The organism is Pseudomonas floridensis (genome assembly GCF_002087235.1).
Taxonomy (GTDB): Bacteria; Pseudomonadota; Gammaproteobacteria; order Pseudomonadales; family Pseudomonadaceae; genus Aquipseudomonas; species Aquipseudomonas floridensis.
Window position 1 is genome coordinate 1 of the sequence record NZ_MUIO01000194.1, and the last position, 10,661, is coordinate 10,661.

A 10,661-nucleotide genomic window follows, 5' to 3' on the forward strand; every position below is an offset into this window, starting at 1 on the left:
CCCCTGTGTCCGGGTCAGCATCAGCAGGTGCACACGCGCGTTCGCCTCATCGAGTGGGCGGTAGACGACGCCGGTCTTGGCCAGTGTTCGGGTGCATTCAGGGACCAGGGCGACGCCTTGACCTGCGGCCACCAGGGCGATGATCGAGGTGATCTGGCGTCCGGAGGGGCCAGGCTGGATGGGGAGGTCGTTTTGGCGGTAGAGATGGCGGATTGATTCGTTGAGACCGGAGCCGTAATCAGCCGGGAACAGAATCAGCGGATAGGTGGCCAGTTGTGCAAGTTTGACCTCGTCCTGACTGGCCAGCGGGTTGTCGCTGGCGAGGGCGGCCACCAGAGGTTCGTTCATGAGTGACAGGGTCTGGACGCCGGTCTGCTCGCGTTCAGGCTGCAGTCGGCTGAGGCCGACATCGATGCGGCCGTCGAGCACTTGCGAATACAGACTGCTGGACGCACTTTCCACCAGTGTCAGTTGCACGTCGGGAAAGCGCTGGGCAAAGGCCTGGATGGTTTTGCTGAAGAGGTCCGAAAGCGCGATCGAGCTGGCGTAGCCCAGGATCAATTGCCCGGCTTCTCCCGATGCCAGCTTGCCGGCAATGACTTCCGTGAGGCTGGCCTGTTCCAGTACGGCGCGCGCATAGGGCAGGAAATGACGCCCTTGTGCAGTCAGGGTTACGGTGCGGCTGGTGCGGTCGAACAGGCGAAAGCCCAGTTCGGTTTCCAGTGCCGAGATCTGTCGGGTCAAGGGCGGTTGTGCAAGGTGCAGGCGCACGGCTGCGCGTCCGAAGTGCAGTTCTTCGGCGACCGTCAAAAAGTAACGTAACTTGCGTAAGTCGAGCATCCTGTTCCTTGGGTATCGATCGGTCTGAATTCGGTATTGGTGTTCGCAAGGCTGCTCATTCTATAAAGGCCCACTGTAATAAAACGAGGGGTCTCATGAATTCGCGCCTGCAGCATGCTCGCGTCGCGCTGTTTTTGTGTGGTTGTGCGGCCTTTCTAAACCTTTATTCGACCCAGAGCATTCTTCAGGAATTGGCTCAAGGCTTCCAGCTGAGTATCAGGCAGGCGGGCTGGAGTATCACCGTCACCACGCTGGCGGTCGCCATGACTGCGCCCTTTGTCAGTCGGCTGACACGTCGCTTCGAGCAGCGCTCGGTAATTGTCGTCGCGGCAACGTTGCTGGCGCTGCCAGCGCTGCTTGCCGCACAGGCTGGCAGCTTTGCCGAGTTTCTGCTCTGGCGTTTCGTCGAAGGCATGGTGATTCCCGTGGTGTTCGCCACCAGCGTGGCCTACATCGGCGATAACTGGAAAGGCGGGGCCATCACTGAGATCACCAGTCTTTACGTGGCAGGGACGGTGCTGGGCGGTTTTGCCGGACGCTTCGTGTCGGGTGTCATGACGCAGTACGTCGGCTGGCGCGAAGCCTTCGAGCTGTTGACGGTGCTGGGGCTGGTGGTGGGCATCGCCATTCATTTTCTGATGCCGGCCCGTTCGGTGGCGGTGCCCAAGGCGCCGCCGCTGCGTTTGCAGGTGTATCGCGAACTGTGTCGCAAGCCCTTGCTGGCGTCCTATGGGGTTGGTTTTTGCGTGTTGTTCTCGCAGGTAGCGATGTTCACCTACTGCGGCCTGTACCTCAGCCAGGCACCGTTCAATCTGGGGCCGGCGGCGTTGGGCGCCCTGTATGCGGTATTCCTGCTCGCTCTGGTGGTCATTCCGGTGGCGGGGCGCTTGAGCAAATCGCGGCCGCAATCCGAGTTGCTGATAGTGGCCGTTCTGCTGGGTGTCTGCGGTTCGCTTCTGACCCTGCTGCCCTCGTTGTGGATGATCGTGCTGGGGCTGGCCTTGAGTTCGACGGGCGTGTTTCTGGCACAGGCTTCGGTCAATGCGTTCATCGCCGCAACGGCCGGGGCTAACAAATCGGGCGCGGTCGGGCTGTACCTGTCGGGTTATTACCTGGGCGGCAGTGTCGGTGCCGTCGCGCCCGCCATGATCTGGAGCCTCTGGGGCTGGCACGGATGCGTGGCGCTCATCATCGGTTCACAACTGCTCTCGCTGCTGATCGGCCTGTCGGGCTGGAAATCACCGAATCCCGACAGACGTCGTTTCGACAGCGCGGCGGCGTTGACCCAACCCTCGGGTTTATCTGATTCGTCATCCAATCCTACAAGGCACAAGAGGTGATCATGAGTGATGTACTGGCGCAGCAAAGTCAGCTGCTGAAAATCATTGAACCGGTGTTGAACGACATGCCCGCCGGTGTCCTGAAGCATGCCTTGTTCGAGACATTCTGGGAGCAACAAGAGGCCCTGCTCAGTATTGAAGAGTCGTTCGAACAGCTCACTTCGCGTCGTCATTCACCCGTCGTGTTGCGCAAGTTCTTCGCCAGTTGGTCGAAGACCAACAATTCTGCGGCCAGCGTGTCGGGCCTTGCCAACCGCCTTACCTTGCTGGCGCGTTCGGAACAGGGTTTTAGCGTGGCCGAGCCGTTGTACCGCGCTTGCGGCAGTCTGCAGCGAATTACCGATGAAGACCTTGGCGCACTGGGCAACACGCAGCATGCCGATCTGTTCTACACCATGGCCACGGCATTGTGCGGTGATGATCAATGGCTGCTGCGCGAGAATTGCCTGTCATCGGCGCAGATGTTCAAGGACTGGACCGACACCAGGCGTCTGCGTGATCGCGATCTCATGCAGGGTTTGCTGACCACGCTGGTCCATGAGGTCTATACCCACGGCGAGGTGGAGTATCTTCATCCGCTATACAGCCGCTGGTTCGTTCGCGACATGGATATCCCGGACTCCAGACTCCGCTCCACCGTTGCCTGGGTCACGGTGCATACCGGAGGCACTGAAAGTAACCACTTTGCTCACGCCGTCGCAGCGATCGATGCGTTCGTCGAAGCGATGCAGATCGATGTTGATCCCGAGGCCGCACGGCAGATTTTTTCTGAGTACCTGCGACGCAAGTCCAGTGTCATGAAGGACTGTGCGCGGTTGATGCACTGACAACGCCGAACCCATCACAGGACGCCATTCAAAACGATGAACGCTCAAACCTCCGATCAGCATGCGCCCGCGTCGGCCGAGGTGTCTGCCCGTCGCAGATCCCTGGCGGCCGGTTGTGGCGCTCACGCGGTGCACGATGGGCTGACCGATGTCATTTATGTGCTGCTGCCGATCTGGCAATTGCAGTTCGGTATGAGCTACGCGCAGATCGGTCTGCTGCGCGGCGCTTATGCCGGCATGATGGCCGGTTTCCAATTGCTGGCAAGCCGAGCGGCCAGGCGCTGGGGGCGTGATCGGCTGTTGGTGGGGGGAACCGCGCTCGCGGGTCTTGCGTATCTGTTGGCCGGGCAGGCGAGTGGTTTGGCAGTGTTGCTGCTGGCGCTGCTTCTGGGCGGTCTGGGCGCCAGCACGCAACACCCGCTGGCGTCTTCGTTGATCACCGACAGCCACGAAGCGGGTGGCGGCGTGAAGGAGGCGTTGTCTCAATACAATTTCGCCGGTGATATCGGCAAGATGCTGGTGCCCGGGTTGATCGGTCTGCTGTTGACGGTCATCAGTTGGCGTACCAGCGTGACGCTGTTGGGGCTGCTCGGGTTGGCCGCTGCAGGTCTTTTGTGGTGGTTGATTCCGTCTCGCGGCGCTGCTGCTCCGGCGAAAGTCAAAGCGGCCAGAGCTTCGGCAGGCAATGGGTCGGTCAGCGGATTGCGCGCGCTGATTGTGACCGGCACGCTGGACAGTGCGGTGCGTATGGGTTTTCTCACCTTCCTGCCGTTCCTGTTGAAAGACAAGGGCGCCAGTACGGCAGGCATTGGTCTGGCATTGACGCTGCTGTTCGTGGGCGGTGCGTTCGGCAAGCTGCTGTGCGGCTACCTCGGAGCACGCATCGGCATGGTGAAGACGGTATGGCTGACGGAATTCACCACCGCTGTGCTGATCGTCATGGCTGTGTACCTGCCGTTCTTCAGCCTGATGATGGTCCTGCCATTGCTCGGCCTGGCGTTGAATGGCACGTCTTCGGTGCTATACGGCGCGGTGCCGGATCTGGCGGGGCCGAGCAGGCGTGACCAGGCTTTTGCCGTTTTCTATACCGGCACGATTGGAGGCGGCGCGCTGGCACCGATCCTGTTTGGTGGCCTGGGTGACATGATCGGCGTTCCCGTCGCGGTCATGCTGCTGGCCGCGATGCTGTTGCTGACATTGCCGCTCACGTGGTTCGTGCAGAAAGGGCTGGACGCCGACGCGCGCGATCAGCTTGTTGCGGATTGATGTTGTCAGGTCTCGCGAAACAGGGATTGCCTGGCTATGGAAGTTGCAACGAGTAAACGTTTGCAACGACGACTCAAGCGGGTTTTTGCAGTATCGATGACGACAGAAAGAGTATTGGCTCGCCTGCGGATACATGATCAGAATATAAAAAACCGAGCCGGACTGTGATCAGCTTTCCCAAACGTTAAGTGTCGTTTGGTTTGCAAGTTGTGCGCTCGTTCGTTTGCTTTAATCGTTTGGCAGGTCAAAATGAATAACAATGAATCCTCTGCAAATCGATTGTCTCTTTCACGGCGTGCGCGTGAACTCAGCGCTCCAGGCACGTCCAGTATGCGAAGTAAGGCCAACGCGTTGAAAGAGCGTGGTATTGACGTGATCAACTTCGCGGCGGGCGAGTTGTCGTTCGATGCCTCTCACGCGATGAAAACTGGCGTCATGGAGGCTGTCAAAAGCGCACGAAACCGTTATACCCCGCCTATCGGTATGCCCTCACTACGTGAGGCCCTGGCGCAGGAGGTCAGCCAACGCTGTGGCGTTGCCTATTCGGCCAGTGAAGTGGCAGTGACCGCAGGTGCCAAGCAGGCGCTGTATAACGCTGCAATGGTGTTGCTCAACCCCGGTGACGAAGTCATCGTGCCAAGGCCGTACTGGGAGACCTTCCCTACGCAGATTCTGCTGGCCGGTGCGATTCCCGTGTTTGTGGACACCCAGGCGGATGACTACCGCCTGACCTTCAAGGCGGTCGAACAGGCCCTGTCGCCGCGCACCAGAATGATCGTGATCAATACGCCGAATAACCCGACGGGAACGGTGTATCAACGCGACCAACTGATGCAGATTGCCCAACTCGCGTTCGATCATCAGGTGTGGGTGGTCTTCGATGAGTGCTACCGCAAACTGGTCCGCCAACCCCATGAGCATCACAACATCGTATCGCTGTTTCCGGCCCTCAAGGCTCAGACCCTTCTGGTCGATTCCTTTTCCAAGAGTCAGGCCGTTACAGGTTGGCGGGTAGGTTACGTCTGTGCGCCGGTCGAGGTCGTGTCGGCCATGCACAACCTGCAAGGCCACACCACCTCGAACCCCAGCAGCCTTGCGCAATATGCAGCGTTGAACACCTTGAACGCCGGCTCACCGGACTTTACCCGTGAAGTGAATACCTTTCTCGATCAACAATTGCAGGCGGCTCTTATCTGTCTCGGTTATGTCGATGGAGTCACCTGTGCACCGGCTGAAGGCGCGTTTTACCTGTTCATCAATGTGGCCCGCCAGTTGGGCGGTAACTATCTGGGAACAACGATTCAGGACGTCGATCACCTGGCCGAATTGTTATTGACCGAGGCGCATATTGCCGTCGTGCCAGGTTCCGGCTGCGGTGCGCCGGAGTGCATCCGGATTTCATATGCCGTAGAGCGCGAAGAATTGATTCAAGGGCTGACCCGACTGGGACAGTTCATGTCTGAAGTCACTCAGACGTCATAACGTGTTCGTGGAGTGTTTAGGTGTGTCGAGTGCCATGCAGTCCTGCATGGTCACGTCCTGCTTTGGTCCATCTTATAAGGAATAAAACATGGAGCCGCTAACCCGAAACTTGATCTCGTATGTCAATCAGGCATTGGTTGATGTAGAGGACAGGAAACTCGTTGACGCTTTGCTGAGTGGTTTTCGCACCCACCCGGATAAACTGGATACTTACTGCGAAACTTACTCAGACATGACGTCCAGTCAATGGACTGAATCGTCACTCTGTACGTTCTTTTGCGGTTGGCGAAGTCCGGACGGTGCCGCGCATGCCGTTTCCAGCATTATCGTGCGCATACTTCAGGAGTCCGAAGCGCTGGGTGATGACGCCAAGCTCAAAATGCTGGCAGCGGCGCGACACTGTGGGGAAATCATCGTCGAGGATGTCGGACTCGGGGAAATGCACGGTCATCCGCACCATTCAAAACTGTATTACCGCATGGCGTCTGCCATTTGCGGCTCGGATGACTGGCGTCTTCAGGACCGCTACCTAGACCCGATCACCAAGGAGTTTTCCGGTTGGGTAGGGCAGACGAGGCCCTTGGCACCCGATCTCATTGAAGCGCTGGAAATGATGGCGATGACCGAGTTGTTCAACACCGGCGAATACAACCTGATGACGCCCATGTGGAAACAATGGCTGCGGGAAGTGCGCGGCTATCCATCCGGTGAGGCCAACCGGGTTGCCACTTTTCTCAGTGTCCACTGCGGCAGCGTCGAGGCCCGGCATTTCAAGCACGCCGCACAGGCGCTGGAACTGTATGCCGACGCCACCGGCCAGCCTATGGATTATCTGCGCATCGAGCGGCTGTCGAAGGAGTACGTGGTCAGGGCGTGCGAGCACCTCGAGAAAATGGCGTCTGTGCTCAAGAGTGAAATGCCTGCCTGGGATTGAGCGTATCGATTCAATGCATTGATTGAAAGGAACGCTCGGACGAGCGTTCAGCGTTCGCTGGCAGATAATAAAAACGGAGTCGTGAGCACATGATGGATACCGAAACCCGTCGGGCCAATCTGGCCGAACTGTTCAAAAGCAAGCGTTGCCTTCGTGTACTGGAAGCCCACAGTCCGATGTCTGCTCTGTTGGCGGAGCGTGCGACATTCGAACCCACTGCGGGGCAGAGCGTGTCTTACGATGCGATCTGGTCGAGTTCACTGACCGACTCCACTCAGCGCGGTTTGCCGGATATCGAGATTCTCTCCCCCAGCAACCGGCTGCAGGGTATCCGCGAGATTTTCGATGTCTGTTCCATGCCGCTGATATTCGATGCCGACACTGGCGGCAAGCCTGAGCATTTTGCGATTCATATCAAAATGCTCGAGCGAGCGGGGGTATCGGCAGTCGTTATCGAGGATAAATGCGGGCTGAAAAAGAACTCATTGTTTGGTACCAGTGTGGTCCAGCAGCAGGAGTCCATCGAAGCGTTTTGCGAGAAGATTCGGGCGGGTTGCAGCAATCGTGGCAGCGGGGGGCTTCTGATCATTGCCCGCTGTGAAAGTCTTATTCTGGGCAACGGCATGGACGATGCCATTGAACGCTGTCTGGCGTACGTCGATGCAGGTGCCGACGGCATCATGATCCACAGCCGCGAAAAGGATGGGATGGAAATTCTTGAGTTCGCCAGAAGATTCCGTCAGCACTGTGCGCAGGTGCCACTGATCTGTGTGCCCACGAGCTACGCTCACGTACCCTTCGACGTGCTGGAAACGGCAGGTTTCAACGCCGTGATTTATGCCAATCACATGTTGCGCAGTGCCTATCTGGCCATGAGAGATATCGCCCAAGGCATACTTGCCCACGGCCGGACGCTGGAGGTTGAACCTCGCTGTCTAGGCATTGACGAGATACTCGACCTGGTTCCCGGCACGCGATAGCAAGTCCAGCGGCAGTTTGTTGTCATGCTGATAGCCATGAGGTCAGGCCATGGCTGCGCTTCTGGTCGCGAAGGATCATGTCTATGCGTATGTGGGCAGTGGCGATCTGGACGGTGAGCAGAAAGAGATGATGCGGGGAAGTGAGGCTGTGCCGAGAGGAGCTGGCGAGGGTCGATAGCGTTTGCAGCGATTCGTTTCAACCACAGGACCTGTGCGGTCCTGCGGTGTATTCAGTCGTTCAGTTCGCCAAGGCTGATTCAGCCTTGGCGACAACATGTAGGTTTTCAGTGCATGGTAAAACGAACCATTGTCCCAGACCGCCTGCCGCGTGACTCGGTTCATAGGGCTTGAACTAATTTTTCTAAAATTTTGGAAAACTAAGGTGTGTATTCATCTTGTGTTGGACAGAGCGCCAGCTCAACACTCACATGCTTGCGGCAGCGATTGCTCCAGGCAGGACCGCGCTGACGAAGGGTACTATTCAGGAGGATCCACTCGAAGCGGAATCTAGCGGTGGAGATGGATCAATGGCTGATGCATCCTTTGTCAGCAAGCAGCCATTTACAGCGCTTGCGCGGGCGGCCCCGTTGGCTCGACGGAATGCTGACTTCGTCCAGCAGTGGCTGGGCATAGCTGATGTCACTGGCTTGACCGCCAGAGAGGAGAAAGCGCAACGGTGTCCCGTTGGCGCCGCAGAGCATGTCGATTTTGGTTGTCAGGTTGCCGCGACTGCGGCCTAGATCGTGATCGTCAGGCTCGTCAGGCCCCTTTTTTTCCCCGCGCGCCAGATGAGGCTCGGGTAGCGCGAACAGCGGTAGAGTCGATCTTCGTACTCCGTTTGCTAACGCGCTCAAGGGCAGGGCACCTACCTGGCAGCACAAACTGTTGAATGGATATAATCGATACATCATGGAGGAGGGGTGTTTGCAAGTGAGGCCTGAGAAAGAAATTCAGAGGTGGCTTGAAGCTTTGGCCGGTAAGGGGAGCCTTATTGGGAGTGGCAGCCCTTATGAAGCGATTAGATATGATGAAAGCCAGTTAAGCCAAGAGATCAAAGGAACTGTAGAGCACTCCGTTGAGCAAAAGGTCGGCCGTGATCGTCCGCGGGCCGTCCATGAAGCGTGTCGTGTATTGAGCAGTCTCATTGAGCCAAGATTTTATAGTGCCGATGAAAACATTGGCACGCCGTCAGATGTCCTAAGGCCAGATATAATCCTAGAAGATGAAATCAGTGGTGCGTTTGTAATTATTGAAATAAAACGCAGTCGAAAGGCTGCGCGTGAGTATGCTACAGAATTGCTAGCTTATGCTAAGGCCTTGTCTAGTAAACATCATGGGGCGCAAGTTTTTTTCGTGGTCATATCTACGTCCTGGTCTACACTTGAAAGGCATGCGTTCGCTAAGCTAGTCGACTGGGGCGTTCCTTGCATAGCATTGGAGTATCGGGAGGAATGCGCCACCGAAAACTATCAAACTCTCTGGGTTCGCTCGGAGTTACTTGTCGAAGACGATGTGGTAAGTTTTCCTCCTGAAGCGTTGCGAGTCGAAACTAAGGTGTTTTGGCTTCCTGAGACATGGTTTAGCACAAATGTGGTTAATGTAATAACTCATGCTATATCTGGGCTTTTAAGAGAAGCGGAAAAAACTCGTGCGTCTGGCTTTGTGATTACGTGGTGGCACCCAACCGAAAAGCCTGATCAATCGCAGACCAGACTGTATGTATCTATTGCGGTGCGAAACTCTATCCGTAAGCAGGAGATTCCAGCGTTCGAAAGTGAAGACGAGGCTTTTGAATTTGCTTTATTCAATAGCGTGAGTGAGTTGTATGATGACACTGCCACGCGACTGTTTTTAGAGCTTGAAATCTTGAAAGACTTACAGTGCTACTCATCTGAATGTGAGGGGCTGTGGAAGGATTTAAAAAAGAGGCTTCACAAAGATGGCGCGAATATCTTTAGTTTTGACGCTTTTGGAGGGATTGGGGATTACATTAGCGATTGGCGACAGCGGAATCGGTTCGCATTATCCTCAGTGGTACCAGATCTTATGTACCTGGCTACTTGGCATCCTTTGACTTGGCTGACTCCTTTAGAGTCTATGACTAAAGTCGAAATCGAGAGTGATAACGAGTCCGCCGTGAACGCCTTCCGTTTAGGCACTGAACTAGGTGCTTTAATGGATAAGTCTAAAAAACAGGCAAAGATGACCGCTCGAAATTTTAGTTGGGGGAGCGCCCAGGCGAATTTTACCCAAGTATGGAGCAATAAATTTGCTCAGGAAACTGATGCCCCAAATTTATTTGCAGAGATGGGTTTTAATCAACTGAGGGTTAGTGTTAAGGTAATGGAGGCAGCATTTCAATACGCCTGTGGGCAAATGGCTTTAAGTGGCGCCGAATCAGAATGTTGCTTTGTGTTCGGGCTTAAAATTGCTGCTGGAACTGGTCGCATTGATTTCTTAGAAAGGCGGAGCTCTGAGTTAGCAATGGCGGGGGTGTATGTTCCAGAAGAGGTTATAAATGTGGCAAGGCGATACATTACGTCAACCTGAGTCGTCGTCATGAAACGGAGCTATCATTCGTTTCAGCATAGATAGCAAGAGTTAACGTTTTTCAAAAATTCTGGTGAAACGTTTTGGCTAAGAGAGGGTTCTAAGATTGGTATCCTGACTTTTTGGTCATGGCCGAGGGCGGCCCCGCCTAATGGAATCTCCGAACAAGTCCCGGGTATGCGAACATCGCCTGAACACCTGATCCGAGCCGCCCATGAGTCAGATGAGCTTTTCCGACTTCGAGTACGCCGGCAAGCGCAAGCAAACCCGCCGCGAACGCTTCCTCGCCGAGATGGATCAGGTCGTGCCCTGGGCAGGTCTGCTGGGCCTGATCGAACCGTTCTACTCCAAGGCCGGCGGTGGCAAAACCTTATCCTCTGGAAACCATGCTGCGCATTCATCTGCTGCAAAACTGGTTCTCCTTGAGCGACCCGGCCATGGA

Annotated in this window: 8 protein-coding genes and 2 pseudogenes; 8 read left to right on the forward strand and 2 right to left on the reverse strand. The window is 56.0% G+C overall.

Features of this window, described 5'->3' with window-relative positions:
- Positions 1 to 840: LysR family transcriptional regulator (locus BZK31_RS28110; protein ID WP_083186435.1), on the reverse strand; the 840-nt coding region annotated here is incomplete at its 3' end.
- A gap of 95 nt (positions 841 to 935) precedes the next feature.
- Here BZK31_RS28110 and BZK31_RS28115 point away from each other — a divergent pair.
- The 6 genes from BZK31_RS28115 (at position 936) to aepX (ending at position 7,669) form a co-directional block, all read left to right on the forward strand.
- Positions 936 to 2,180 (forward strand): MFS transporter, encoded by a 1,245-nt coding sequence (locus BZK31_RS28115; RefSeq protein ID WP_083186436.1) that lies wholly within the window; start codon positions 936 to 938, stop codon positions 2,178 to 2,180.
- A 2-nt stretch (positions 2,181 to 2,182) separates the two neighbouring features.
- Positions 2,183 to 3,007, forward strand: coding sequence for a hypothetical protein (locus BZK31_RS28120; protein WP_083186437.1), 825 nt, complete (start codon positions 2,183 to 2,185; stop codon positions 3,005 to 3,007).
- 36 nt (positions 3,008 to 3,043) lie between these two features.
- A complete protein-coding gene (locus tag BZK31_RS28125; RefSeq protein ID WP_083186438.1) occupies positions 3,044 to 4,273 on the forward strand; it encodes an MFS transporter in 1,230 nt (409 codons plus the stop codon).
- Positions 4,274 to 4,603: 330 nt separating this feature from the next.
- On the forward strand, positions 4,604 to 5,755 hold the full coding sequence (locus BZK31_RS28130; RefSeq protein WP_244182759.1) for a pyridoxal phosphate-dependent aminotransferase: 1,152 nt from the start codon (positions 4,604 to 4,606) through the stop codon (positions 5,753 to 5,755).
- 328 nt (positions 5,756 to 6,083) lie between these two features.
- On the forward strand, positions 6,084 to 6,689 hold the full coding sequence (locus tag BZK31_RS28135; RefSeq protein WP_244182760.1) for a hypothetical protein: 606 nt from the start codon (positions 6,084 to 6,086) through the stop codon (positions 6,687 to 6,689).
- Between the two features lie 89 nt (positions 6,690 to 6,778).
- Positions 6,779 to 7,669: a phosphoenolpyruvate mutase gene (gene aepX, locus BZK31_RS28140; protein WP_083186441.1), complete on the forward strand. Its 891-nt coding sequence runs from the start codon at positions 6,779 to 6,781 to the stop codon at positions 7,667 to 7,669.
- Between the two features lie 539 nt (positions 7,670 to 8,208).
- Here aepX and BZK31_RS28145 read toward each other — a convergent pair.
- A pseudogene (locus BZK31_RS28145) lies at positions 8,209 to 8,494 on the reverse strand (IS5/IS1182 family transposase); the annotation flags it as partial.
- A 99-nt stretch (positions 8,495 to 8,593) separates the two neighbouring features.
- Between BZK31_RS28145 and BZK31_RS28150 the strand changes: the two are divergent.
- Both BZK31_RS28150 and BZK31_RS28155 read left to right on the forward strand, forming a co-directional pair.
- Complete coding sequence (locus tag BZK31_RS28150) at positions 8,594 to 10,219, forward strand: hypothetical protein (protein ID WP_157900821.1); 1,626 nt, start codon at positions 8,594 to 8,596, stop codon at positions 10,217 to 10,219.
- A gap of 214 nt (positions 10,220 to 10,433) precedes the next feature.
- Positions 10,434 to 10,661: pseudogene (locus BZK31_RS28155) on the forward strand (transposase); the annotation flags it as partial.